This window comes from Thiomicrorhabdus sp. 6S3-12 (assembly GCF_017571475.1).
Lineage (GTDB): Bacteria > Pseudomonadota > Gammaproteobacteria > Thiomicrospirales > Thiomicrospiraceae > Thiomicrorhabdus.
Window position 1 is genome coordinate 126,860 of sequence record NZ_JAGETW010000002.1, and the last position, 24,317, is coordinate 151,176.

The following is a 24,317-nucleotide window of genomic DNA, read 5'->3' on the forward strand; positions in this document are numbered from 1 at the left end:
ACCTATAAACAAAAAACCGGCATAAAGCCGGCTCTTTAAGACAGTAGTAAAAATGAGATAAGCGATTACTCCGATTCTATTTGTTACATTGCCACTGCCTGCAAACTCTCTAAATCCACTTTTTGACGTGCATTCCAAAGGTCGTACTGATCTTGTAAATTTAGCCAGCTCTCAGGGGTACGTCCCAAGACCTTAGACAAACGCAATGCCATTTCAGGTGAAATGCCGCTTTGTCCTTTAATGATTCGATTCAGTGTCGAAGCCGATACATTTAAGTGTCGCGCTAAAGCACGAGTGGTTAGATTCAGAGGCTCTAAATAAGTTTCTGCAATAAATTCACCGGGATGCGGCGGTTCAAACATTAACATTAGTGATAATCCTCGTAATTCAAAATATAAGCATTGCCATCTACAAACTCAAAAGTGATGCGCCAATTACCATTCACCGAAATTGACCAAATTCCTTCCCTGCCGCCTCTCAGAGAATGTAAACGATAACCGGGTAAATCAATATCCTCTATCTCGGTAGCCGAGTGAATCACCGCTAAGCGCATCTGCAATTTCCTAGCGTGCTCCGGATGAATGCCTTTTCGGTTACCCGATAAAAAGAACTTCTCTAGCCCTTTATGCTTAAAAGACTTAATCATTTGACTATTGTAGCGCAACACGCAACACATAAAAACTAAAAAAGCCAGCATTTAGCTGGCTTGTATATGCATTTACACGCAGGGTATGAAAGTAATTGTATTATCAACTAGAGAAAAATAGTTCATAAAACAAAATAAATTCGATAGTATTAAAATTCTCCTTTATCAGGAGAATTCCCTATATAAACATATAAAAAACAATCATGAGGATAAAATAATGGACTTGATAGATAGAATATTGGAGCTTTCAAAACGAATTGATATAGTCGGAGAATCTCTTGAAACCGAAGAAGCAACTAAAAATGCACTAATAATGCCATTCATTCAAGCCCTAGGTTACGATGTATTTAACCCTCTTGAAGTAGTGCCTGAGTTTACGACTGATCACGGAGTAAAAAAAGGAGAGAAAGTAGACTATGCAGTCAAAAAGGATAACGAATTTATCATGCTTTTTGAGTGTAAAAAATTTGATTCTAAACTATCTCCTGATCATGCTAGCCAGCTGTTTCGTTACTTCTCCGTTTCTGATGCTCGTTTTGGCGTTTTAACCAATGGTAAAGAATACATGTTTTTTAGTGACTTAGAAAAACCCAACCAAATGGACTCTAAGCCATTTTTTAGTTTTGATATGCAAAATTTTGAAAAGCATGATATTGAAGAGTTAAAAAAATTCACTAAATCTTCATTTGATTTAGAAAACATCTTAAATACAGCCAGCGACCTAAAATACACAAACGAGGTCAAAAAATTACTCAACAATGAAATGACAACACCATCAAACGATTTCGTTCGATTTTTTGCCTCACAAATTTACTCAGGCAGACTCACGCAACCGGTTATGGAACAGTTCTCAGAAATAGTAAAAAAAGCTGCTAAAAAACTAATCAGTGAGAAAATCAATGATCGCTTAGAAAGTGCGCTATCACATAATGACCAATCCAGCATTTCGATAGAAACAACTGAAGAATCTCAAAAAGAAGATGATGGAGGTGTCGTCACAACTGAAGAGGAAATTGAAGCTTATAACATTGTAAAGGCAATTCTAAGAAGGGATGTAGATTCTATTCGCATAGCAATGCGAGATACTAAATCTTACTTTGGTGTATTGCTTGACGATAACAACCGAAAGCCAATATGTAGATTCCATTTTAATACCAAACAGAAATATCTAGGCCTAATGAAAAATAAAACTGAGACCAGAGTTCCCATCGAAAGAATGGATGACATTTTCAACTACAGTGACGAATTACTCTCAACTATAAAAGAATACGAATAAAACTTGCTTAAAACCATTGTTTGTAAAATCCTACAAGAATACATCTAGCTCAAAATTAGTGAAATAAAAAAACCGGCATATAGCCGGTTCTTTAAAACATCAATTTTAAGGAGCGTTTTTTCTGAGTTCGCGGCGGAAGTTGGCGACGTTTACACTTCGTAAACGAGCTAACTTCCAACAAAGAAATCAGGAAAACAAGCCCTTACAAATTTTAGTTTTTGTCTTGGTCGATGATCTTATTCGCTTGAATCCAAGGCATCATCGCACGTAGTTTCGCACCAACCTGCTCGATTGGGTGCTCAGCGTCTTGACGACGACGTGCAGTCATTGATGGGTAACCCGCCTGACCTTCAAGGATGAATTGTTTAGCGTACTCACCAGTCTGGATGTTCTTAAGCGCTTGACGCATCGCTGCACGAGACTCATCGTTGATTACGCGAGGACCAGTAACGTACTCACCGTACTCAGCGTTGTTTGAGATTGAGTAGTTCATGTTCGCGATACCGCCTTCGAACATTAGGTCAACGATCAGCTTAAGCTCGTGTAGACACTCGAAGTATGCCATCTCTGGCTCGTATCCAGCTTCAACCAGAGTTTCGAAGCCCATTTTAACCAGGTCAACCGCACCACCACAAAGTACTGCTTGCTCACCGAATAGGTCAGTTTCACACTCTTCACGGAAAGTCGTTTCCAGGATACCAGTACGACCACCACCGATTGCAGAAGCGTAAGATAGCGCGATCGCTTTCGCGTTACCTGAAGCGTCTTGCTCGATCGCGATCAGGTCAGGAATACCACGACCGTTTTCGAACTCAGAACGTACAGTGTGACCAGGCGCTTTCGGCGCGATCATGATAACGTCCAGGTCTTTACGAGGAGTAACCTGGTTGTAGATGATTGCGAAACCGTGAGCGAATGCAAGTGCCGCACCTTCTTTGATGTTCGGCTCGATTTCGTTTTTGTAAAGATCTGCCTGGAACTCATCCGGAGTCAAGATCATTACTACGTCAGCGCCTTTAACCGCAGTAGGAACATCAGCAGTTTTAAGACCGTAACCTTCCGCTTTCTTAACAGAAGAAGAACCTGGACGAAGACCTACAACAACGTCAACACCAGAATCTTTAAGGTTCGCCGCGTGCGCGTGACCTTGAGAACCGAAACCGATAACGGCAACTTTTTTGCCTTGGATGATTGATAGATCGCAGTCTTTATCGTAATAAGCTTGCATGTTTTATCCTTAAATCAAAGGCGGAATCTCTTCCGCCGTAAGTTACATAAAAATGAAATTAAAATTCTATAGCAGCCGCTTTTAGTTCAGCTGCAGGCATTTTTCGCCGCGCAGAATACCCATCGTACCCGAACGAACCGTCTCCAGAATCAATCCTGAATCCAAAGTATTGATAAAAGCGTCCAGTTTATTGCTGTCACCGACCATCTGGATGGTATAGGTAGTCGAGGTCACATCAATAATATCGGCGCGGAAAATATCCGCCAGACGCTTGTACTCTTCGCGCATATCGCCGGTCGCAGATACTTTGATCAGCATCAGTTCGCGTTCAATATGCACGCCTTCGGTCAGATCCAATACCTTAACCACATCGATCAGACGGTTAAGGTGTTTGACGATCTGCTCGATCTGCTGATCGGTACCACTTGTCACCAGAGTCAGACGCGAAAGCGATTCGTCTTCCGTCGGTGCAACCGTCAAAGCCTGAATATTATAGCCGCGCGCCGAGAAAAGACCGGCAACACGGGATAAAGCGCCAGACTCATTTTCAATTAGCATTGAAATAATATGTTTCATCTTTTGCCTATCCTTATACCAAAATCATTTCGTTCAGACCTGCACCGGCCGGAATCATTGGATAAACGTTTTCCTGCTGATCGGTAATAATGTCAACGAACACCAAACGATCTTTAAGCTCTTCGGAGAACACTTTTTCCAATTCGGCTTCCATGGTCGCTGGGTCTTCGATACGAACACCGACATGACCGTAAGATTCCGCCAACTTAACGAAATCCGGCAAGGATTCCATATAAGACATCGAATAACGACGCTCATAGAAGAACTCCTGCCACTGGCGAACCATTCCCAGGAAACCGTTGTTCAGGCAAATGATCTTAACCGGAAGACCGTACTGCAGACAGGTTGAAAGTTCCTGGATATTCATCTGAATCGAACCTTCACCAGTCACACAGACAACCGTTGCATCCGGATGCGCCATCTGCGCTCCCATTGCCGCCGGCAGACCGAAGCCCATGGTCCCCAGACCACCGGAGTTGATCCAGCGACGCGGCTTGTCAAACGGATAGTATTGCGCCGCATACATCTGATGCTGACCAACATCGGAAGCGACATAAGCGTCACCATTGGTGACACGCCACACCGCTTCCATTGCCGCCTGAGGCTTAATTTTGGAGCCGGTTGTGTCGTAACGCAGACACTTGGTCGCACGCCACTCTTCAATCTGCTTCCACCAATCAGCCAGCGCTTTTTCGTCTTTCTTCTGTTTGGTATCATCCAGAACCTGGTTCATTTCCGTCAGAACCTGTTTAACCGGTCCGACAATCGGTATATCCACGATCACGTTTTTCGAAATCGACGCAGGGTCGATATCGATATGAATGATCTTGGCATCCGGGCAGAATTTTTCCAGATTACCGGTTACGCGGTCATCAAAACGCGCACCAATCGCGATAATCACATCAGAGTGATGCATCGACAAGTTGGCTTCATAGGTTCCGTGCATCCCCAGCATACCGACCGATTGCGAGTCAGACGCAGGGAAAGCGCCCAAGCCCATCAGGGTCTGGGTAATCGGGAAACCTAACTTACGAGTCAATTCCGTCAATTCAGCCGAAGCGTCACCCAGAACGACACCACCACCGGTGTACAGGATAGGACGCTTCGCAGAAAGCATCATTTCCACCGCTTTCTTGATCTGTCCGCTATGGCCCTTTGTTACAGGCAAGTAGGAGCGAATATCAACTTCTTGTGGATAGACATAGTTGCTTTTGGCGTTTTGAACATCTTTCGGAATATCAACGACAACTGGGCCAGGTCGACCTGTTGTGGCCAGATAAAATGCTTTTTTGAGCGTATCGGCCAGATCATTAACATCCTTGACCAAGAAGTTGTGTTTTACGATTGGTCTGGTAATCCCGACGGTATCGATCTCCTGGAACGCATCCAGACCGATCAAACCGGTTGGCACCTGGCCGGTAATGCACACCATAGGAATCGAATCCATATAGGCGGTTGCAATACCGGTGACCGCATTGGTCGCGCCAGGGCCGGAAGTTACCAAGACCACTCCTGGTTTGCCTGTAGAGCGCGCATAACCGTCTGCCGCGTGGACAGCCGCTTGTTCGTGACGGACTAAAATATGATTTAACGTTTTAGCGTCAGTATCCAGGGCATCGTAGATCGGCAGAACCGCTCCACCCGGATACCCCCAAATGTGCTCTACGCCCTCATCTTGCAAGTAATTTACAAGAATCTGGGCACCAGTCATTTCCACAACAATGGTCCTCTTAATTTTAGGCCGGAACGATTTTCATTTTGGATAGCTGAAAATCGCCCCGACAAAAACAAAAAATTAAACACTCGGAAGTCCGAGCGGTAAACAGGAAATTATAACGGAAAGCAACGGGCATGAGAACCGTAAGCAGTTCTTTTTTCGCCCATTTTCAATAGAAGGTGCTAATCGACAGGGATAAGCCGAGCAGCAAATACAAAAACCCCTGCATTGACAGAGGTTATGAAAGGAGAAATTCAGTCATTCTGCCGATAGTTTTCGGCAAATAGCTCTCGTCGATAATGCTTTAGCTCATCAATGGATTCGTGGATGTCGTCCAATGCCAGATGCGCGCCCTTCTTCTCGTGAGAGGCGTAAACATTCGGCGCCCAGCGACGCGCCAGCTCTTTAAGGGTACTGACATCGAGGTTGCGATAATGAAAAAACTGTTCCAATTTCGGCATATGCTCCACCATAAAGCGGCGGTCCTGACAGATCGAATTACCGCACATCGGCGATTTACCGGAAGGAACATACTGACTTAAAAATTCGATCGTCTGCTGTTCGGCCTGCGCCAGATCGATCGCACTGGCTTGCACACGAGCCGTCAGCCCGGAATTCCCATGATGCGTGACACACCAGTTATCCATTTTATCGAGCTCTTCCTGAGCAGTCTGGATCGCGATCACCGGGCCTTCGGCAAGCACATTTAACTGACTGTCGGTGACCACCGTGGCGATCTCAATAATGGTATGTTCTTTCGGATCCAACCCCGTCATTTCCAAATCAATCCAAATTAAGTTGTTATCTGACTTCATACTTCTGGCTCTTTTCCCTAAAATAGGCCCCTATCTTAACCTAATAAATTGAGAATCCTTAGCGCATGACCAACTGGATAACATCGATATTTCTATTTGCCCTGATTTTAAACCTGCTGATCGAATTGTGGTTGAACATTAAAAACCAGTTTCATATCGGCATCAATCGGGAAAAAGTTCCGGCAGACTTTTCTTCGGTCGTCAAGCTCGAAGACCACCAGAAAGCCGCCGATTACAGTCGCGCCAAACTGCAACTGGCTCGACTCGGCCTTTTTTACGATGCCGCCATTCTTTTGTTTATGACTCTGGGCGGAGGATTTCAGGATATCTACACCTTATGGGCGAACAGCTCGCTGGATCCGATCTGGCGCGATGTCGCTTTTCTGGTCTCCACCCTGTGGTTCCTCTCCGTTCTGCATCTGCCGTTCACGATCATGAGCACTTTCAAAATCGAGGCTCAGTTCGGTTTCAACCGCACGACCCCGGGCAAATTCATTAGCGACTTGTTCAAACAATGGGCTCTGGGACTCGCCCTGGGATTACCTTTGGCCTGGGTATTCGTTTCCGTTATGAGCACCTTTATTAATGACTTGTGGTGGCTATACACCTGGTTGATCTGGATGGGCTTTCAGCTGGTACTGATGTGGGCCTACCCGAAATGGATCGCGCCAATTTTCAACAAGTTCACCCCGCTTGAAGACGGCGAAATGAAACAGCGCATTGAAGCACTGCTGGCGCGTACCGGTTTTGAATCCAACGGCGTATTCGTGATGGACGGTTCCTCGCGCAGCGGGCATGGTAACGCCTATTTCACCGGCTTCGGTAAAAACAAACGCATCGTCTTTTTCGACACGCTTCTGGAAAAACTCTCTCCGGACGAAGTTGAAGCGGTTCTGGCGCATGAACTCGGGCATTTCAAACACGGCCATATCAAAAAACGCATGCTGGAGATGTCATTAATGACGCTGGCCGCTCTGGCTCTGCTTGGCTGGCTGATACAGCAACCGGTTTTCTACAGCGGTTTGGGAATGAGCGAACAATCCCCTGCCATCGCACTGCTGCTGTTTATGACCGTGGTCCCGCTGCTGTTTTTCTTTATCGGACCGATCATGGCGATTAAAAGCCGTAAACACGAATTCGAAGCCGATGCTTTTGCCGCCGAACATGTCGGCTCCGAACACCTGATTTCGGCGCTGCTCAAGCTGTATCGCGACAATGCCAGCACTCTGACTCCGGATCCGGCGTACTCCGCCTATCACGACAGCCACCCGCCGGCCAAAATCCGTATTGATCATTTAAAACAATTAGCAAAATAAAACGCTTAAGGATAAAAAATGAGTGAAAAAAGCGAAATTCTACAAACCCTTCTGAACTCACGCTGCAGCGAAATCAGCCCAAAAGACAAGCCGCTGATCATTCCGAGCATCGAGAGTAACATCAGCCACCTGAGCGGCTGGGAAGTTCCGCTGAACTACGCGGAATTGAAAAAGCGCTTCCAGTTCAAAAACTACTATCAAACCGTTGCCTTTGTGAATGCCGTCACCTGGCTGGCGCAGAAAGAAGGACACCACCCGACCGTCTGCTTCGGTTATAACCACTGCGATATCAGTCTGAGTACGCATGACATTAAAGGCCTGAGCATGAATGACATGATTATGGCCGCTAAAATCAATGCGCTGCTGGAAGACTGAGTCTAACTGAAGCGTTTCTCTCTATTTAAAGGTAACTTATGTCAAAACGCCGCTTAACCAAACAACAGAGCCGCCGTGTCAGCCGTCAGCGGAAGAAAGAGACCGGCGAACAAGATCTCAAACAGGAGAGCGGCCATCTCGGAGAAGAGCGCAACGGCCTGGTCATCACCAGTTTCGGAAAACGTGTTCTGGTCGAGGGCGAGGATCGGCAGAGTTATAACTGTGCCATCCGCCAGCATCTGGGCAAACTGGTCGCCGGCGACAAGGTTATCTGGCGCTCCGACATCGAAGCGGGAACCGGCGTCGTCGTCAGCGTTTTACCGCGCACGCATGAGTTGAGTCGCCCCGGATTTCGCGGCCAGACCCGAATGGTCGCGGCTAATATCGATTTTATCGGTATTGTGGCGCCGGTGGTTCCCGGCATCCATCCGGACATGATCGACCGTTATCTGGTCGGGGCGGCCCAATTGGGAATTCCCGCGATCATTATTCTCAATAAAACCGATCTTCTGGAAAGCGATGAAGACTGGGAGGCGGTTGCCGAGTTGCTGGCACCTTACGATGAAATGGAAATTCCGCTAATCCCGGCCTCGACCGTTTCTCAGCAAGGCCTGGACGAACTGTTGGACTTTATGCACGATAAGAACTCGGTCTTTGTCGGCCCGTCCGGAGCAGGTAAATCGTCGCTGATTAACGCGCTGATTCCTGATCTGGACATCCGCGTCGGCGCCCTTTCCGATGCCACCGGCCTCGGTAAGCACACCACGACCAACAGCATTCTGTATCATTTGAATCTGAAAGAAGACGACAGTATTTATGAAGGGAATCTGATCGACTCGCCGGGCGTACGTCAGTTTAATCCTGCTCCCTGCTCTCTGAGCGAGCTGGAAACTTATTATCCCGATTTCGCCCCCTTTCTGGGTCAGTGCAAATTCAATAACTGTACCCACGGACATGAACCGGATTGCGCTGTCAAACAGGCTGTCGAAGACGGAGAGATCGCTTTTACCCGTTATCAGAGCTTCCGCCGCCTGCTCGAGGAATTCAGCTCAGAGAACAACTGAGCGGATAATAATATCCGCTCATTATTATTGACCGGCTACCCATACAGACAGGCCGTACATCAGCCCAATGCTTCCGAAAACTGCGACCACCCAGAAAAGCAGTACCAGCCAGAAAGATTGCCGCTTACCGATATATTTCAGAAGCAGCCAGCTCAAAACTGTCAGTATCAGCACAACGACCCATAAACGTAAAATCGCGATCACATTACACCTCTTTATCGTATTAGCGACTGAATGATATACGTATTATTGTCCTGAATGCTGGCTTTTTGGCAAATTTACAGAGCAAATCCCGCGCTTTTCGAATCATGGATTTTCCATTTTAAGACCTTTTTCGCGAAAAAAATCGCACGCCTCTCAACGACAAAAGACAGACTTTTACAGAAAATCATCCGGCTTTACTCAAGGCTTCTACGCACTTATAAGAATTCGCTTAAGTTTTTTATCGATTATTAAGGTTTGCTCAAGTCTCTTACCTTGACTCAAATATCCTTTTCGTATGTAATTTGCACCTAGGGAAATTTCCCGACCTTTTTTAAATCGTGCTTTTAGGAGAGTACTATGAAAAAAACTGTAATTGCTCTAGCTGCGGCTGGTCTTGTTTCTTTTGGTGCAGCTGCTCAAGCTGGTGATGCAACTGCTGGTCAAGCTTCATACGCAACTTGTGCTGGTTGTCACGGTGGTGCTGGTGAAGGTGGTGTTGGTCCTAAACTAGCTGGTCAGAACGCTGCTGATATCGTTGCTAAGCTACAGAAGTATAAAGCTGGTGAGCAAGTAGGTCCTATGACTTCTATGATGGCTCCAATGGCTGCTGGTCTTTCTGACGCAGACATGGAAAACATCGCTGCTTACGTTTCTGGTCTATAATTTATAGTCAGTTTCTGTAAAGAACCGCCCTTAAGATTTTCTTAGGGCGGTTTTTTTATACCTATAGAAAAATTTATCGCAGCTGACGGCAACTAATCGGCTTTACAACTTGATTTGCCAAGCCATTCGCTATAAATTTTAAAGCGTTTTAATCAGCAAGTTCCAATATAAGGATTTTCCTATGAAAAAAATGATGATTGCAGCTCTTTCAACAGGACTACTTGTCTCGGCATCTTTCGGAGCTCAAGCAGCACCGGCGAAAGCGGCAACTTGTGTCGGTTGTCACGGCGCGGATGGTAACAGTGTTGTCCCGAATTTTCCAAAACTGGCTGGACAGCATGCTTCCTACCTTGAAAAGCAGCTAAAAGACTTCCGCGACGGTTTTCGTAAAGATGCGACCATGCAGCCTTTCGCTAAAGGGTTGACCGATGCTGAAATTAAGGAGCTGGCAGACTTCTACGCGGCACAAGCGCCTAAATAATTTCACAACAAAGCCTTGTACCGAAGGCTCTAATTAATCTTAGAGTTTTTCGTCAGCCATAAAAAAACGCCGGAATTCATACGAATACCGGCGTTTTTTTATGTTGCTAGACCCTCTTTCTCCGCACACGGCAGAGAAAGAAGTCTTAAGTCATATTACAGAAGCACTTTTTCGATACCACCGTTTTTCAACTGCTCGACAAACAGCGCTTTCCAGTCATCGCCCATACGATTCTTAGCCAACTCAACCACGATATAGTCGGTTTTCAAGCCGGTTTCACCTTCATAGCGATTCAACCCCTGCTGGCAGGCAGGACAGCTGGTCAAGACCTTGACGTTACCATCGCGAGCCTTATCCTCACCGGTCAGATCCTGAATGCCTTTCTTCAACTCGATCGCTTTACGGAAACGCAGCTGAGTCGAAATATCCGGACGAGCCGTCGCCAGAGTACCCGCTTCCGAACAGCAACGGTCGTTTAACAGAACTTCTTCGGTTTTGAGAAGATCCTTGGCAACCGATGTTCCATCCTTGAGTTTCATCGGATCGTGACAAGGTGCATGATACAGATACTTGGTTCCGGTCGCATTATCCAGCGAGACCCCTTTCTCCTGCAGATATTCGTGAATATCCATCAGACGACAACCTGGGAAAATCCGGCTGAATTCATATTTCAGCAACTGATCCAGACAGGTACCACAGGAAACAATTACCGTTTTGATATCCAGATAATTCAAGGTGTTCGCAACCCGGTGGAAGAGCGCGCGGTTTTCCGCCGTAATCTGCGCCCCTTTATCCGCCTGACCGGCAGCCGTCTGCGGATAACCGCAGCACAGATACCCCGGAGGAAGAATGGTCTGAGCCCCTGTTTCCGACAACATCGCCAAGGTAGCCATACTGATATCGCTGAACAGACGTTCCGAACCACAACCCGGGAAGTAGAACACCGCATCCGAATCGTCGTTAACCTTATCCGGATTGGAGATAATCGGCACCATAGTGCTGTCTTCCAAAGCCAGTAATTTTCGCATCGTCGGCTGATTCGGCCCGGTATTCAACGGCTTGCGGACAAAGTTAATGACCTGCTGCTGTACCGGCGCGATTTTCGAAGACTTGTGCGGAATCTCATCCAGGGATTCCTTCACCAGCCCGAAAGATTTCGCCACCTTGTGACCCAGCGTAATCATATTGGCGCTCCAACCGATCATCGCCTTACGCATCAGATTGATATTGGTCGGGTTTTTGGTATTCAGGAAGAACAGCGCCGCTTTTGTCGTCAATGAAAAACGCTTCTTGCCCATATTGGTCAAGATATTACGCATACGGATGGAAACATCCCCAAAATCGATATCGACCGGACACGGCGTTTCACACTTGTGACAGGTCGTACAATGGTCGGCCACATCGTTCATCGCTTCGAAATGCTGCAGCGAAATACCGCGACGTGTCTGTTCTTCGTACAGGAACGCCTCGATCACCTGGCCGGTCGCCAGAATTTTGTTACGCGGCGAATACAACAGGTTAGCGCGTGGAATGTGCGTCTGACAGACAGGCTTACACTTACCGCAGCGCAGACAGTCTTTGATATCGTTATTCAACTCATCCAGTTCACTGGCCTCGAGAATAATCGCTTCCTGCTGCACCAGACTCAAAGACGGCGTATAGGCATTGCTCAGACCAGAACCCGGCATCAGCTTGCCTTTATTGAAGTGACCGTTCGGATCGACTTCTTTTTTGTAGTTCACAAAGTCTTCGATCTTCGCCTGTTCCAGATACTGAATTTTGGTCAGACCAATACCGTGTTCACCGGAAATCACACCGCCAAGCTTATGAGCAATTTCCATAATGCGATCCACCAGACGATCCGCCTGATGCACCATCACATAGTTACCGGAATGCACCGGAATATTGGTATGAATATTTCCGTCACCGGCGTGCATATGCAGTGCGACAAACAGTCGCGCGGTACGGATTTCAGCATGAATGTCATCCAGGCGTTTAATCAGCGCTTCAAAGTCGTAGCCCATCAATGTCTGCTCGATGAAATCCTTCACTTCATTGCGATAGCTCATACGCACATCACGACGCAGGAACAGGTCAACAATCCGATCGTTGTCTCGTACTTTGTCCTGATCCAGTTCGGCGAACAGATCCAGAGCCTGTGTCGCCGGTTTGTACAGATTAATCAGCAGAGACTTCCAGCGCGTTCTGACATTGTGCAGATGAGTCTGGATCGTGGTCAGACGATTTTTAAAGTAATCGGCATTGGTGCCTTCGGCGTTTTCGAAGTCGTCTTCCTGGGTAAATTCAGGAATATCTCCATTGAAGTACTCTTGGAAAGCTTCGAGAATTTCCAGCTTGTTGCGAATCGACATCTCGATATTGATCATCTCGATTTCGCTGTTGTACTCATTCAGGCGCTCAAGCGGAATAACCACGTCTTCGTTGATCTTGAAGGCGTTGGTATGCGCCGAAATCGCCGCGGTACGTGAACGGTCCAGCCAGAAACGTTTACGGGCTTCGTCGGTTACTGCGATAAAGCCTTCGGCGTTACGTTTTTTCGCCAGCTCGACAATTTCTTTACAGGTATTGGCCACCTCGAAACCGTTTTCACCGCAAATATCTGCCAGAAGCAGCATTTTCGGCAGTTCTTTGCGATCCGCTTTGGTGTTGTATTTAACGGCGCGAATATAACGCTCGTCCAAATGTTCCAGACCGGCCAGCAGGATTCCTTCGGGTTTCTTCTGCTCGACATAGTCGATGACCTCGACAATCGCCGGTACGGCATTGCTCAGATCAGTACCGAAGAATTCAAGACAGATGGTACGCGTATGGCTCGGCATGCGATGCACAATAAAACGCGCCGACGTAATCAGACCGTCGCACCCTTCTTTCTGAACCCCCGGCAATCCACTAAGGAATTTATCGGTAACATCCTTACCGAGTCCGGCCTGACGGAAAGCCGAGCCGGGAATTTCCAGACGCTCGGTTTCGCCGATCTGCGTCTGACCGTCTTTTTCGAAACGCTTGATATCAAAAATAACCGTATGCTGATCCTGAAGTTTACCCAGGTTGTGGTTAATTCGATGCACTTCCAACCATTTGGCATCCGGCGTGACCATTTTCCAGGACGCCAGGTTATCCAGTGTCGTTCCCCACAGAACCGCCTTTTTACCACCGGCGTTCATGGAAATGTTACCGCCGATGGTCGAGGCGTCCTGAGAGGTCGGGTCGACCGCAAAGGTATAACCGAAACGTTCCGCCTGCTCGGAGACACGACGCGTTACCACACCAGCACCGGTACGGATTGTCGGAACCTTACCGATCATCGGCAGCTCTTCCTGCTCGACCAGGCTCATGAACTCCAGCTTCTCGGTATTGATCACCGCGGTATGCTCATGCAGCGGAATCGCCCCACCGGTATAACCGGTACCGCCTCCACGCGGAATAATGGTCAAGCCCAGTTCGATACACGCTTCGACAATATCGACAATTTCCGCTTCGGTATCCGGAGAAATCACTACCAGCGGCAATTCCACACGCCAGTCGGTCGCATCCGTAGCATGAGAAACACGCGCCAGACCACTGAAGTCGACATTATCGTCGCGGGTAATTTTTTTCAGGCGCTTCTGAACCTTGCCGCGGATTTCGATCTGTTCAGGAAACCAGGCAGCAAATTTCTGCACCGCTTTCTTAACTTCTTCGGTCAGCTCGGCTGCCGTCTGATTCCCGTCAAGACGTTTTTCCACCTCTTGCAGACGATGATTCAGCGCATCGATCAACGCCTGACGACGTTTTGCATTGTCGATCAGGTCGTTCTGAATGTACGGGTTGCGACTGACCACCCACATATCGCCCAGAACCTCAAACAGCATACGCGCCGAACGCCCGGTATTACGACACTCACGCAGGGTCTCGATCGTCTGCCAACAAGATTCGCCGAGGAACCTTAGCACGATCTCCTTGTCTGAGAATGAGGTGTAATTGTAGGGAATTTCACGAATACGCTTCTTCGGAATCATCTGTTATAGCCTATGTTAAGGATCAACTTATAAACCGCTATTTAAACGGTACAGGGCGCTTAGCCCAAACTAAACGCCCTATGTAAACTTACACTACTTTAGGCAGTAAGCCCTCGGTTACTGCACTCTTTTTTTCTGCATTTTTTTCTTTTTCTTTCTTTGCCGCATCATGGCATCGATCTTTTGCCGGTCATCTTTGACTTTCGGTTTGGATTTACGACCTTCAAACGGGTTTTGCGTCGCTTTATACTCGATGGTTACCGGTGTTCCAATCCACTTGAATGCTTTACGGAATACATTCGTTAAATAACGGGTATAGGCTTCCGGCAACTTGTCCACCTGATTTCCGTGAACAATCACTCGCGGCGGATTCAAACCGCCCAGGTGCGCGTAACGCAGTTTGACACGACGTCCGGCGATCAGAGGCGGCTGATGCTCCAGAACCGCCTGCTCGAGAACGCGGTTAAGATCCGAAGTCGAAACCTTTTTAAAGGCGGCCTCATGAACTTGCTGGACGGTTTTGAACAGTTCGCCGACACCGCTGCCGTGCAGAGCCGAAATCAAATGTTTTTTGGCGTACTCGACAAACTGCAGACGGCTATCCAACTCGTGTTTCACCTGCTCACGCTGATAGGTAGTAAGGTTATCCCACTTATTAACCGCCAATACCAGACCGCGCCCCGACTCGATCGCCAGACCCAGCAAGGTCAGATCCTGATCGGTCAAGCCTTCCGAACCGTCGATTACCAGAATCACCACATGCGACTGTTCCATCGCCTCGATCGCTTTGACGATACTGAATTTTTCGATTTTCTCTTTGATGTTTTTACGACGACGAACTCCGGCCGTATCGATCAGCGTGTACTCTTTGCCGTCACGCTCGAAAGGAACGAAAATACTGTCACGTGTTGTTCCCGGCATATCGAAAGCAACTACACGCTCTTCGCCGATCATGCGGTTGATCAAGGTTGACTTGCCGACATTCGGACGGCCAATAACTGCAACCCGGATACCTGGCTGGGCATCCAGCTCCAGTTCGTCTTCCTCTTCTTTTTCAGGCAGCTGTTCGATGACATGGTCAATCGCTTTTTCGACGTTATCGCCGTGTGCCGAGGAGATCGCTATCGGATCGCCCAAACCAAGCTGAAAGAACTCTGCTTTCGCCAGATCATGGTCATAACCTTCGGCCTTATTGACCAATACCTGAACCGGTTTATCGAAAAGACGGACATAGTTCGCAATCACTTCGTCCGCCGGCAAAATGCCTTGGCGGCCGTCGACCAGAAACAGAACGGCATCGGCTTCGTCCAACGCCGCTCGAACCTGACCGGCCATTAGAGGATCAACACCCTCTGTTTCTCCGCTCAGACCGCCGGTATCTACTACAATGTAGGGTCTTTTACCCAGTCGACCGGTTCCGTACTGACGATCTCGCGTCAGGCCGGGATAGTCGGCGACAATTGCATCACGACTGCGGGTCAGACGATTGAAAAGTGTCGATTTTCCAACATTTGGACGCCCGACAAGAGCGATAATCGGCTTACTCATTTAGCATAACCTAAAGTTAAAACACCACTCAACCGAGTGGTGTTATCTGAATTCTGAATTGATTTAATTTAAAGCGATTAAAACCAGGAATCGCCGTATTCTTTGACAAATTCGGCTCTATCCGAGGGGCGAACCTGATAACGACTGATACTGCCTTGTCCGTCGAAAAGATAGATTGAATCGCCTTCGACTTCAACGCGAACGATCTTATTGCCGTCGCCGTAATCATTACTGTGTTTAAAGCGCGACGACTCGGTTCCCTGCAACTTGCTCACCCAGTGCACATAGCCCCACTCGTCGGTAAGCAGCAAATCTTCTTTATAAAACGCCAAATCGCCGATTGTCCGTCCTTTCATGGATTCCTGTTTCCATAAAGGCGCACCGCTTTTCGCGTCAAAAGCGTACAGAACGTCTTCGTCATCAACGACGTAAAGCGCATTCTCATCGACGACAAAATCGCGATAACCGGAAAGTTCGGTGACAAAAATAAAGTTACCGTTTTCCGGATTGATCGCAGCTAATTTACCATGAAAGCCGAGCGCATAAAGAACGCCGTCTTTATATTGAAGATTCGCCTGAATATCGACCATTCGTTCAAGATCGGTACGTCCGGAAGGAATCGCGATTCGGGTTTCCCAGATCAACTCCCCAGAGCTGGCGGAAAGCGCCTGAATCATTCCTGTTTCCCAAGCAACGAAAACCAATTCATCGGTCGGCAAAACCTGCGGCGAACCGCGCAGACTCAAACTCGGCATCTGATGCTCGGACACCCAGACAGTCTCTCCACTGTCACGATTCAGGGCATAAACTTTACCATCGACTGTACGGGTAAAAATGAAGTTTCCATTGAGTGTCGGTTTGCCAAGCACCTCACTGGAAAGTTGTTTCTGCCACAAAACCCCACCGTTATCAGCATCAATCGCTTTCAAGCGGCCTTTTGCAGTACCGATAAGAATACGACCATTATCGCTATCCAGCGTCGGTCCGGAAGTAATCGCTTCGTCAAAACGCACTTCCCACACCACTTGATCAGTCCATCGGCTTTGCGGATTTTTGCTCAACTTGCTCACATAACCTTGCGAATTGGCAACCACCAGTTGCTGCTGATCGTGAGCGATTGCCAGCCCGCGAGTATCTCCGTTAGGCATCGCCGACTGTTTCACGCTCCACTGCAGATCCATTGTCAGAGCAGAATCGATCTGTTCTTTAGGCGGCTCTTCCTTCTTAATAGTTGAAGAACAACCGCTCATCAGAGCGACCGCGCCACTCAATAAAACGACAGAAAGGAGTTGAGTCTTTTTAAATTTCATCCTATTCCTTTTAAGCAGTCACTCTGCTGTCTGCAATAACTCGGCCAGTTCCTCTTACTGGGCCAAGTCATCCAATTGAATCTGCGCTAAGCCGCGTAAATTGTCATCAGCACTTTCGTTACCGATCACCGCATTAAAGGCCTCGGTTGCCTTATCGCTGTTTCCTTCGGCCAAGGCCAGAATACCGGCATAATAATCCACATTCGCTTGTTCCGACAGGGAAACTTTGGCCGATTTCAACTCATCCAACGCCTTTTGCGCTGCACTGTAATTTTTCTGGTCCAGATAAACACGCGCCAGACGCAGTTTAGCAATCGCTTTCACCTCGGCATCGGTTGCATTTTGCTCAACCCAGTTAAACTTTTCGATCGCACTTTCCTGCTTCCCCTGCTCCAGTTCAAACTTGGCGTACATTAATGCCGCTGCCGCCGCGTATGGGCTTTGTGGCTCTTCCTGCATCAATTTCAGAGCCTCACGCGAAACCTCGCCAAACGAACCTCTTTCGGCATTGATCTGCAAAGCTTCAAAAGTAACAGAAGCATTCGCCGCAGAAACATACTGAGTGTTACTCCAGTAACGCCATCCGGATGCAGCCAGCACCGCCAGTAGAACCGCGATCAACAAAGTAGTGCCATTCTTTTTCCACCAGGCCTTTATCGCATCAATCTGCTCTTCTTCAGTCTCATAACGGCTCATGAAAAGTCCTCTTTCTCAATTAGATTCATTCTAGTAAGTAATAATTAACAGTAATAGCGCTCAGCGGATCAATTTACATATCCAGAAGCGGCTGCATGTAATCGACCAGCTCATCCCAGGCGACAGTCTTTTGCTCGCCTTCCTCACGCAGAGGCTTCACTGCCGCCACCTGCTGTTCGACTTCCTGATCGCCCAATACGATTGCATAGGCCGCGCCGGATTTATCCGCTTTCTTAAACTGACTTTTGAAGCTGCCGCCACCGATATTCATCTGCACATTGGCCTGCGGAAACGCTTCACGCAGTGATTCTGCCAGAACCATTCCCGGACGGGTAACTTTTTCGCCCAGCAACACCAGGAAAATATCCGCCTGACGCTGCGGCGGAACCAGGTTTTTATCCATCAGCAAAGCGACCAGACGTTCGATGCCCATTGCAAAGCCGACAGCCGGAGTCGCCTTGCCGCCGATCTGTTCGACCAACCCATCGTAACGGCCGCCGGCACAGACCGTACCTTGAGCACCCAGTTCGGTGGTAACCCACTCAAAAACCGTGCGATTGTAGTAATCCAGACCGCGCACCAGATTCGGATTAACGACATACTCGATTCCGCAGTCGTCAAGATGTGCCTTAACTTCTTCAAAGTGCTGCAGACAATCCTCATCCAGATGATCGATCAGTTTTGGAGCCTGTTCGATCAGGTCTTTCATCTCAGGATTTTTGCTGTCGAGAATACGCAACGGATTAGAATCGAGTCGGCGCAGAGAATCTTCATCCAACTGCTCTTTATGTTCGCTGAAATAATCGACTAAAATCTGACGGTACGCCATACGCGCTTCATTGGATCCGAGCGTATTGATCTGCAACTCGAGATTTTCCAGCCCAAGTTGCTCCCATAAACGGGCGCTCAAAATAATCAATTCTGCGTCGATTTGACCTTCTGGCAATCCGAACACTTCCACACCAAACTGATGGAACTGACGGTAACGTCCTTTTTGCGGACGCTCGTAACGGAACATAGGACCGGTGTAATACAGTTTCTGGACCTGATTATGCGTCAGGCCGTTTTGGATTACCGCTCGCACGCAACCGGCCGTCCCTTCCGGGCGCAGCGTCAGGCTATCACCGTTACGGTCGGCAAAAGTGTACATCTCTTTTTCGACAATATCCGTCACTTCGCCGATGGAGCGGGCAAACAATTCGGTCTTTTCCACCAAAGGCAAACGAATCGAATGATAACCGTATTGATGTAAAACGTTTTCCGACGTTTTTACTAAATAATCAAAAGCTTCCGCATTGTCTGCAAAAATATCATTCATGCCGCGAATCGCGGTAATTTTGTTGGCCATATGGGGTCAATCTCTACTAAAACGATGTAATTTTAATTTAAGGTTGTTGTTTAAGGGGTACTCGACTCGGAAGCGTTCGGTAACTGCGGAGTCAAAAGTTGTTGCGCCGGCTCTTCAGCATTAAGCGTCGGCGTCGATTCCGGCCATACCAGCCAGAGAATCGCTGCAATGACTGCCAGACCCAGCGTATAGATCAGCAGTCGTCCAATCGCCCGCGCAAAAAACGGTTTCTGGTCATCGTAGCTGTAATAACGCTGCACCGAATGCAAATCGCTGACTACGGTAGTATTCGACGGAAAATAACTTTCAACTTTCTCTGAAGGAATTTCAAGCATGGCCGCATAGTTGCGCACATAACCACGTTCGAACGGTGTCAGGTTCAGCGGATCTAATTCAGCGCTTTCCAGGAAGTTCAACTGATCCAGCGACATATTCAATTGACTGGACGCCATTTCCAGCGTCAAGTGCTGCGACTCTCGTGTCTCTTTGAGCAACTCGTGCAATTGAATCGTTTCAATGGTTTTTTCAGCCGCAGCATTGTCAACCTGTGTCATACCGCAAGAACCTCTTTTCTATCTTTAGTTGGCAGTTTTATTTAAATTCAATTCCACCCGATGCACCGTTCGCTTGGTGCGATCGCTTACCTTACCCGCGAGTTGCCCGCATGCCGCATCAATGTCGTCACCACGGGTTTTACGAACCGTCACGTTCAGCCCACCCTCTTCCAGAACTTCTCGGAAACGGTGAATGGCATTATTCGATGAGCGCTGGTAATCGGTGTTCGGGAAAGGGTTAAAAGGAATCAAGTTCACCTTACACGGCAGATCCCCCAGAAGATCAACCAACTGTTGCGCATGTTCGACACGATCGTTCAATTTATCGATCATGACATACTCAACCGTAACGTGTTTTTTACTGTGCCCGCCTTCAACAAAACGATACAGACTCGGCATCAGAACTTCGAGCGGATATTTTTTATTGATCGGCACCAGAATATCGCGCAGCTCGTTATTCGGAGCATGCAGCGAAATCGCCAAAGAGACATCAAGCTCATGCTTGATGCGGTCGATTGCCGGTACCACACCGGCGGTACTGATCGTTACACGGCGTTTTGACAAGCCGTAGGCAAAATCATCCATCAAGATGCGTGCCGCTGGAAAAACATGAGTGACATTCAGCAGCGGCTCACCCATTCCCATGAAGACTACATTGGTAATGCGGCGCTCTTCTTTCGGAAGACAGCCTAATGCTTTGTTGGCAACCCACATCTGAGCAACGATTTCCCAGTTCTCTAGATTGCGGTTAAAGCCTTGCTTTCCGGTCGAGCAAAAACTGCAATCCAGCGCACAACCGACCTGTGAAGAGATACACAGAGTTCCGCGGTTTTTTTCAGGAATAAACACTGTCTCGATCGAGTTGTGATGATCCACTTCCAGAAGCCACTTAATCGTACCGTCATTGGAGTGCTGCTCGGCAACAATTTTAGGCGTGCGGATAAGCGCTATCTTTTTGAGCTTTTCACGCAGAGACTTGCTCAAGTTGGTCATTTCATCGAAATCACTGACCCCGAACTGATGAATCCATTTCATTACCTGTCCGGCACGAAAAGGCTTCTCGCCCGCTTCCTTGAAGAAGGTCTCCATCGCTTCACGATCCATACCAAGCAGATCAAGCTTTGAATCGGAATGCTGTAACTCGGTGACTTGTTCAGAATTTTGCTGGGTCATTTACGTTAGCCACAAATCTCGATCGTGCTAAAGAAGTAGGCAATTTCACGGGCTGCACTTTCTGGAGAATCCGAGCCATGTGCAGAATTTTCACGGACCGACAGCGCGTAATCTGCACGAATCGTCCCTTCTACTGCTTTAGCCGGATCGGTCGCGCCCATGATCTCACGGTTTTTGGCGATCGCATCTTCCCCTTCGAGAACCTGAACAATAACAGGAGCGGAAATCATATACTCAATCAAAGGCTCGTAGAAATCCCGGCCTTTATGTTCCGCGTAGAAACCTTCCGCCTGCTCACGGCTTAAACGAATCATTTTGGAAGCAACCACTCTCAGTCCGTTACGTTCGAAACGCTGCAAAATCTCACCGATTAAATTACGTTTTACCGCATCGGGTTTAATAATCGAAAAAGTCCTTTCCATCATCTTCACCTTAGAAATTTGAATTGCCGTATTTTAACAGGGATTGCCATCGGATGCAGAAAAACAAAAGCCCCAGTCCATGCTGAGGCTTTGACAATCACAGATATGCGATTTAAACCGTAAAAGACTCTCCGCAACCGCAGCTGTCCTTCACATTCGGGTTATTAAACTCAAACCCCTCATTGAGCAAACTTTCGCGAACGTAGTCAATCTCCATGCCATCAATGTTACCAAGACTTTTGGAGTCGACCACCACTTTTACGCCGTGACTTTCAAACACCTGATCATCGCCGTTAATTTCATCCGCATAATCAACAACATAGGCAAAACCAGCACAACCGCTTACCTTTGTCGCGACTCGAAGACCCAATCCGCTTCCACGCTTGGCAAGCATAGTGTTGACACGTTCCGCCGCCGCTTCGGTTAAGGTGACCGCCATAATTACTCCTTCAGACAGTTTTCGGTAAGTCGAGCGAGTAATTATAGCAAATTGCAGTCAACGGCAAACACAGCTGTTAACCAAATTTCACTTCGGCAATATTGGTTTGCTTCTGATCAATGATGGATTGAATGGAAATACCTTTAAGGAAAGAGTCAATGGTCTCGCTCAGCTCTGTCCACAATTCGTGCGACAGACACATATCGCCATCGTGACAATTCTGTTTGCCTTTACACTTACGCGCATCAACATGCTCATCCACCGCATGGATAATCTGGCTGACTGAAATTTCACGAGCGTGACGGCTCAGGCGGTAACCGCCTCCCGGACCACGAGCTGAAGAGACAAGCTGGGCACGCTTCAATTTTGCAAAAAGCTGCTCCAGATAGGATAGAGAAATCCCTTGACGTTCTGAGATCAATGAAAGGGTTACTGCGCCCTTTTCCTGATTCAATGCAATGTCGATCATTGCCGTTACCGCATAACGGCCTTTGGAAGTAATTTTCATCGTTGTAGCACCTTTATCTATCTCGCCGATCCAATTGGTCGGGAGTAAAATATTTTTAATATGAGAATGAAATCCTACAATAACCATGAAAATTATACAACTATTTTGCAGCCACTAAAAATCTCCTCGACCATTAGCTGAATGCAACCTCAATATTTTTACTTAAACCAAAAAGACAAGTACCACCCAACCCTTTACATCTTATGAGGTACAAATAAAAAACCCCGGCTATATCACTGAAAACATTCAGAAATAGAGCCGGGGCTTTAATTAAACAGATATTTAAGTGACTAGTCTTTATGCTTCAGGTGCGCAGCCTGTTCCGGATCGCTCGGCTCCAGCACCGCATCATCCAGCTTCGGCAACTCCATATCAATTTCGGTACCGCCGAGACGAGCTAACTCTTGCGCCATTTTCTCCAGCTTCTCGTCCTGAACCTGAATATGATCCAACAGGCTATAGATTGCTTTCTCGACCGGATCCGACATCTCCTGACTGACGCCGTAAGCATCAAAACCGATCTTCTGCGCCATTTTCTGGCGTCGTTCTTTCACATCTTCGCTCTTGGCATTAACTATGCGCCCCGGAATTCCGACCACGGTCTGTCCGGCTTCGACCGGCTTGAGCACTACCGCATTAGAACCGATTCGAACATCATCGCCAACAACAATCGGACCAAGCACTTTGGCGCCCGCCCCGACAACCACGCCATTCCCCAAAGTCGGGTGGCGCTTGCCCGGCTGCCACGACGTTCCGCCGAGAGTCACGCCGTGATAAAGTGTGCAGTCATCGCCGATTTCAGCCGTTTCCCCGATGACGACTCCCATACCGTGATCGATAAAAAAACGGTCACCGATCTTCGCAGCCGGATGAATTTCGATCCCGGTCAACCACCGGGCAAAACCCGAAAGCCAGCGAGCCAACCACTTTAAACGCCACCCCCAAAAGGTATGCGCCAAGCGGTAAAAAAGAATCGCATGCAACCCGGGATAGGTAGTCAAAACTTCAAAAGTATTACGTGCCGCCGGATCACGGTCGAAAACGCAGTTAATATCCGATTTTAAACGTTTAAACATGACTTCTTATCCTTCCCCCTTACTTCTTGGGCTCATCACCCAGTTTTCGTTGGGTTGCACTGAGAATTCCACGTAAAATATCCACTTCTTTCACATCCAGCTCGGCGCGGTTGAAGAGGCGACGCATACGGCGCATAAAACGTGCATTTTTAGCCGGATCGAGAAAACCGATATCCTGCAAAGCAACAAACAAATGATCGTAAAACCCTTCCAACTGATCATTGGTCGCCAATTGGTGACGGTAACCGTTACGTTTAACCGACTCAATTTCGGTCGCCATCAGGCACTCGTAAGAGAAAACCTGCACTGCCGCACTGATATTGAGCGAGCTGTAAGTCGGGTTACTCGGGATATGAGACAGATAGTTACACAAATCCATCTCGGAATTACTCAACCCAGAATCCTCGCGACCGAAAACAATGGCGACCGGCGCCGCACCGTCTGCCTGAACGGTTTTTAAGGCCAACTCCGCGGTTTGCCGTACATCCAGTTGTGGCCAGGAAACCTTACGTAAACGGGCACTGGCACCAAAAACCAGTTGCACACCATGCAACGCTTCTTCAAGCGTCGGTACTACCTTGGCCGCCGTCAATACATCCGTAGCACTGGAAGCCCTGGAGGAAGCCTCCTGAGACGGATAGCTGCGGGGATTGACCAGAACCAACTGACTTAATCCCATATTTTTCATAGCACGCGCCACACCGCCAATATTCCCTGGATGAGAGGTTTCAACCAGTACGATACGGATTTTCGCTAGACGCGGATCAAGGCAGTAGTCTTCAATCATCTCAATTCTCTGTGCTATTTGGTTATAATCGGCAGCATCTGACAACACCTATAACGCCGCCGGCATTTTGGGGCAA

General features: G+C 47.9%; 25 protein-coding genes. 6 read left to right on the forward strand and 19 right to left on the reverse strand.

Features of this window, described 5'->3' with window-relative positions; genetic code table 11:
- Positions 1 to 83 precede the first annotated feature (83 nt).
- Together J3999_RS03580 and J3999_RS03585 are read right to left on the reverse strand one after the other, a co-directional pair.
- Complete coding sequence (locus J3999_RS03580) at positions 84 to 368, reverse strand: HigA family addiction module antitoxin (protein WP_208126603.1); 285 nt, start codon at positions 366 to 368, stop codon at positions 84 to 86.
- Complete coding sequence (locus tag J3999_RS03585; protein ID WP_243755290.1) at positions 368 to 697, reverse strand: type II toxin-antitoxin system RelE/ParE family toxin; 330 nt, start codon at positions 695 to 697, stop codon at positions 368 to 370. Before J3999_RS03585 ends, J3999_RS03580 begins: the two co-directional genes overlap by 1 nt.
- Positions 698 to 863: 166 nt before the next feature.
- Between J3999_RS03585 and J3999_RS03590 the strand changes: the two genes are divergently transcribed.
- Complete coding sequence (locus J3999_RS03590) at positions 864 to 1,922, forward strand: type I restriction endonuclease (protein WP_208126604.1); 1,059 nt, start codon at positions 864 to 866, stop codon at positions 1,920 to 1,922.
- A gap of 211 nt (positions 1,923 to 2,133) precedes the next feature.
- On the opposite strand, the gene ilvC is transcribed toward J3999_RS03590, so the two are convergent.
- From ilvC to orn, 4 genes are all read right to left on the reverse strand, one after another.
- Positions 2,134 to 3,150, reverse strand: a complete 1,017-nt coding sequence (ilvC, locus tag J3999_RS03595) for a ketol-acid reductoisomerase (protein WP_173284394.1) — start codon at positions 3,148 to 3,150, stop codon at positions 2,134 to 2,136.
- Between the two features lie 81 nt (positions 3,151 to 3,231).
- Entirely contained in the window at positions 3,232 to 3,726 is a 495-nt protein-coding gene (gene ilvN / locus J3999_RS03600) for an acetolactate synthase small subunit (RefSeq protein ID WP_208126605.1), read from the reverse strand.
- A gap of 13 nt (positions 3,727 to 3,739) precedes the next feature.
- Positions 3,740 to 5,443 carry an acetolactate synthase 3 large subunit gene (locus J3999_RS03605; RefSeq protein WP_208126606.1) on the reverse strand — a complete coding sequence of 568 codons (1,704 nt, stop codon included), beginning with the start codon at positions 5,441 to 5,443 and terminating at the stop codon, positions 3,740 to 3,742.
- Positions 5,444 to 5,697: 254 nt separating this feature from the next.
- Complete coding sequence (orn, locus tag J3999_RS03610) at positions 5,698 to 6,258, reverse strand: oligoribonuclease (RefSeq protein ID WP_208126607.1); 561 nt, start codon at positions 6,256 to 6,258, stop codon at positions 5,698 to 5,700.
- Between the two features lie 65 nt (positions 6,259 to 6,323).
- On the opposite strand from orn, the gene J3999_RS03615 reads away from it, so the two are divergent.
- The 3 genes from J3999_RS03615 to rsgA are packed head-to-tail and all read left to right on the forward strand — an operon-like array spanning position 6,324 to position 9,013.
- Positions 6,324 to 7,574 carry a M48 family metallopeptidase gene (locus tag J3999_RS03615; protein WP_208126608.1) on the forward strand — a complete coding sequence of 417 codons (1,251 nt, stop codon included), beginning with the start codon at positions 6,324 to 6,326 and terminating at the stop codon, positions 7,572 to 7,574.
- An 18-nt stretch (positions 7,575 to 7,592) separates the two neighbouring features.
- Positions 7,593 to 7,949, forward strand: coding sequence for a 4a-hydroxytetrahydrobiopterin dehydratase (locus tag J3999_RS03620; RefSeq protein WP_208126609.1), 357 nt, complete (start codon positions 7,593 to 7,595; stop codon positions 7,947 to 7,949).
- A gap of 38 nt (positions 7,950 to 7,987) precedes the next feature.
- Positions 7,988 to 9,013 carry a ribosome small subunit-dependent GTPase A gene (gene rsgA / locus J3999_RS03625; RefSeq protein ID WP_208126610.1) on the forward strand — a complete coding sequence of 342 codons (1,026 nt, stop codon included), beginning with the start codon at positions 7,988 to 7,990 and terminating at the stop codon, positions 9,011 to 9,013.
- Between the two features lie 24 nt (positions 9,014 to 9,037).
- Here the strand turns inward: rsgA and J3999_RS03630 are convergent, their stop codons facing one another.
- Positions 9,038 to 9,217: a hypothetical protein gene (locus J3999_RS03630; protein ID WP_208126611.1), complete on the reverse strand. Its 180-nt coding sequence runs from the start codon at positions 9,215 to 9,217 to the stop codon at positions 9,038 to 9,040.
- A gap of 357 nt (positions 9,218 to 9,574) precedes the next feature.
- Between J3999_RS03630 and J3999_RS03635 the strand changes: the two genes are divergently transcribed.
- Together J3999_RS03635 and J3999_RS03640 are read left to right on the forward strand one after the other, a co-directional pair.
- Complete coding sequence (locus J3999_RS03635; RefSeq protein ID WP_208126612.1) at positions 9,575 to 9,880, forward strand: c-type cytochrome; 306 nt, start codon at positions 9,575 to 9,577, stop codon at positions 9,878 to 9,880.
- Positions 9,881 to 10,061: 181 nt separating this feature from the next.
- Positions 10,062 to 10,361, forward strand: a complete 300-nt coding sequence (locus J3999_RS03640; RefSeq protein WP_173284387.1) for a cytochrome c — start codon at positions 10,062 to 10,064, stop codon at positions 10,359 to 10,361.
- A 155-nt stretch (positions 10,362 to 10,516) separates the two neighbouring features.
- On the opposite strand, the gene J3999_RS03645 is transcribed toward J3999_RS03640, so the two are convergent.
- From J3999_RS03645 to J3999_RS03700, 12 genes are all read right to left on the reverse strand, one after another.
- Complete coding sequence (locus J3999_RS03645; RefSeq protein ID WP_208126613.1) at positions 10,517 to 14,380, reverse strand: DUF3683 domain-containing protein; 3,864 nt, start codon at positions 14,378 to 14,380, stop codon at positions 10,517 to 10,519.
- Positions 14,381 to 14,497: 117 nt separating this feature from the next.
- Positions 14,498 to 15,928, reverse strand: a complete 1,431-nt coding sequence (der, locus tag J3999_RS03650) for a ribosome biogenesis GTPase Der (protein ID WP_208126614.1) — start codon at positions 15,926 to 15,928, stop codon at positions 14,498 to 14,500.
- 77 nt (positions 15,929 to 16,005) lie between these two features.
- On the reverse strand, positions 16,006 to 17,238 hold the full coding sequence (gene bamB / locus J3999_RS03655) for an outer membrane protein assembly factor BamB (RefSeq protein ID WP_208126615.1): 1,233 nt from the start codon (positions 17,236 to 17,238) through the stop codon (positions 16,006 to 16,008).
- Positions 17,239 to 17,292: 54 nt separating this feature from the next.
- Positions 17,293 to 17,934, reverse strand: a complete 642-nt coding sequence (locus J3999_RS03660) for a tetratricopeptide repeat protein (protein WP_208126616.1) — start codon at positions 17,932 to 17,934, stop codon at positions 17,293 to 17,295.
- A 73-nt stretch (positions 17,935 to 18,007) separates the two neighbouring features.
- Entirely contained in the window at positions 18,008 to 19,282 is a 1,275-nt protein-coding gene (hisS, locus tag J3999_RS03665; RefSeq protein WP_208126617.1) for a histidine--tRNA ligase, read from the reverse strand.
- 50 nt (positions 19,283 to 19,332) lie between these two features.
- Positions 19,333 to 19,836 carry a RodZ family helix-turn-helix domain-containing protein gene (locus J3999_RS03670; RefSeq protein WP_208126618.1) on the reverse strand — a complete coding sequence of 168 codons (504 nt, stop codon included), beginning with the start codon at positions 19,834 to 19,836 and terminating at the stop codon, positions 19,333 to 19,335.
- Between the two features lie 24 nt (positions 19,837 to 19,860).
- Entirely contained in the window at positions 19,861 to 21,009 is a 1,149-nt protein-coding gene (gene rlmN, locus J3999_RS03675) for a 23S rRNA (adenine(2503)-C(2))-methyltransferase RlmN (protein ID WP_208126619.1), read from the reverse strand.
- Between the two features lie 5 nt (positions 21,010 to 21,014).
- Positions 21,015 to 21,434: a nucleoside-diphosphate kinase gene (gene ndk, locus J3999_RS03680; protein WP_208126620.1), complete on the reverse strand. Its 420-nt coding sequence runs from the start codon at positions 21,432 to 21,434 to the stop codon at positions 21,015 to 21,017.
- A gap of 109 nt (positions 21,435 to 21,543) precedes the next feature.
- On the reverse strand, positions 21,544 to 21,870 hold the full coding sequence (gene iscA, locus J3999_RS03685; protein ID WP_208126621.1) for an iron-sulfur cluster assembly protein IscA: 327 nt from the start codon (positions 21,868 to 21,870) through the stop codon (positions 21,544 to 21,546).
- A gap of 76 nt (positions 21,871 to 21,946) precedes the next feature.
- Positions 21,947 to 22,378 (reverse strand): Rrf2 family transcriptional regulator, encoded by a 432-nt coding sequence (locus J3999_RS03690; protein WP_173284377.1) that lies wholly within the window; start codon positions 22,376 to 22,378, stop codon positions 21,947 to 21,949.
- 290 nt (positions 22,379 to 22,668) lie between these two features.
- The gene (cysE, locus tag J3999_RS03695) at positions 22,669 to 23,454 is read right to left on the reverse strand and encodes a serine O-acetyltransferase (protein ID WP_208126622.1); all 786 of its coding nucleotides are present in this window, start codon (positions 23,452 to 23,454) and stop codon (positions 22,669 to 22,671) included.
- A gap of 19 nt (positions 23,455 to 23,473) precedes the next feature.
- Positions 23,474 to 24,241 carry an RNA methyltransferase gene (locus tag J3999_RS03700; RefSeq protein WP_208126734.1) on the reverse strand — a complete coding sequence of 256 codons (768 nt, stop codon included), beginning with the start codon at positions 24,239 to 24,241 and terminating at the stop codon, positions 23,474 to 23,476.
- Positions 24,242 to 24,317 lie beyond the last annotated feature (76 nt).

Excerpts from the sequence above, each read along its gene's own strand:
- J3999_RS03620 (WP_208126609.1), top strand. The coding sequence starts at position 7,593 with ATGAGTGAAAAAAGCGAAATTCTACAAACCCTTCTGAACTCACGCTGC.
- orn (WP_208126607.1), bottom strand. The coding sequence starts at position 6,258 with ATGAAGTCAGATAACAACTTAATTTGGATTGATTTGGAAATGACGGGG.
- J3999_RS03635 (WP_208126612.1), top strand. The coding sequence starts at position 9,575 with ATGAAAAAAACTGTAATTGCTCTAGCTGCGGCTGGTCTTGTTTCTTTT.
- J3999_RS03590 (WP_208126604.1), top strand. The coding sequence starts at position 864 with ATGGACTTGATAGATAGAATATTGGAGCTTTCAAAACGAATTGATATA.
- J3999_RS03690 (WP_173284377.1), bottom strand. The coding sequence starts at position 22,378 with ATGAAAATTACTTCCAAAGGCCGTTATGCGGTAACGGCAATGATCGAC.
- J3999_RS03670 (WP_208126618.1), bottom strand. The coding sequence starts at position 19,836 with ATGACACAGGTTGACAATGCTGCGGCTGAAAAAACCATTGAAACGATT.
- J3999_RS03585 (WP_243755290.1), bottom strand. The coding sequence starts at position 697 with ATGCTGGCTTTTTTAGTTTTTATGTGTTGCGTGTTGCGCTACAATAGT.
- hisS (WP_208126617.1), bottom strand. The coding sequence starts at position 19,282 with ATGGCCAACAAAATTACCGCGATTCGCGGCATGAATGATATTTTTGCA.
- bamB (WP_208126615.1), bottom strand. The coding sequence starts at position 17,238 with ATGAAATTTAAAAAGACTCAACTCCTTTCTGTCGTTTTATTGAGTGGC.
- J3999_RS03580 (WP_208126603.1), bottom strand. The coding sequence starts at position 368 with ATGTTAATGTTTGAACCGCCGCATCCCGGTGAATTTATTGCAGAAACT.
- J3999_RS03615 (WP_208126608.1), top strand. The coding sequence starts at position 6,324 with ATGACCAACTGGATAACATCGATATTTCTATTTGCCCTGATTTTAAAC.
- ilvC (WP_173284394.1), bottom strand. The coding sequence starts at position 3,150 with ATGCAAGCTTATTACGATAAAGACTGCGATCTATCAATCATCCAAGGC.
- J3999_RS03700 (WP_208126734.1), bottom strand. The coding sequence starts at position 24,241 with ATGATTGAAGACTACTGCCTTGATCCGCGTCTAGCGAAAATCCGTATC.
- rlmN (WP_208126619.1), bottom strand. The coding sequence starts at position 21,009 with ATGACCCAGCAAAATTCTGAACAAGTCACCGAGTTACAGCATTCCGAT.
- J3999_RS03640 (WP_173284387.1), top strand. The coding sequence starts at position 10,062 with ATGAAAAAAATGATGATTGCAGCTCTTTCAACAGGACTACTTGTCTCG.
- J3999_RS03660 (WP_208126616.1), bottom strand. The coding sequence starts at position 17,934 with ATGAGCCGTTATGAGACTGAAGAAGAGCAGATTGATGCGATAAAGGCC.
- rsgA (WP_208126610.1), top strand. The coding sequence starts at position 7,988 with ATGTCAAAACGCCGCTTAACCAAACAACAGAGCCGCCGTGTCAGCCGT.
- ilvN (WP_208126605.1), bottom strand. The coding sequence starts at position 3,726 with ATGAAACATATTATTTCAATGCTAATTGAAAATGAGTCTGGCGCTTTA.
- cysE (WP_208126622.1), bottom strand. The coding sequence starts at position 23,454 with ATGTTTAAACGTTTAAAATCGGATATTAACTGCGTTTTCGACCGTGAT.
- der (WP_208126614.1), bottom strand. The coding sequence starts at position 15,928 with ATGAGTAAGCCGATTATCGCTCTTGTCGGGCGTCCAAATGTTGGAAAA.
- J3999_RS03645 (WP_208126613.1), bottom strand. The coding sequence starts at position 14,380 with ATGATTCCGAAGAAGCGTATTCGTGAAATTCCCTACAATTACACCTCA.
- iscA (WP_208126621.1), bottom strand. The coding sequence starts at position 21,870 with ATGGCGGTCACCTTAACCGAAGCGGCGGCGGAACGTGTCAACACTATG.
- ndk (WP_208126620.1), bottom strand. The coding sequence starts at position 21,434 with ATGATGGAAAGGACTTTTTCGATTATTAAACCCGATGCGGTAAAACGT.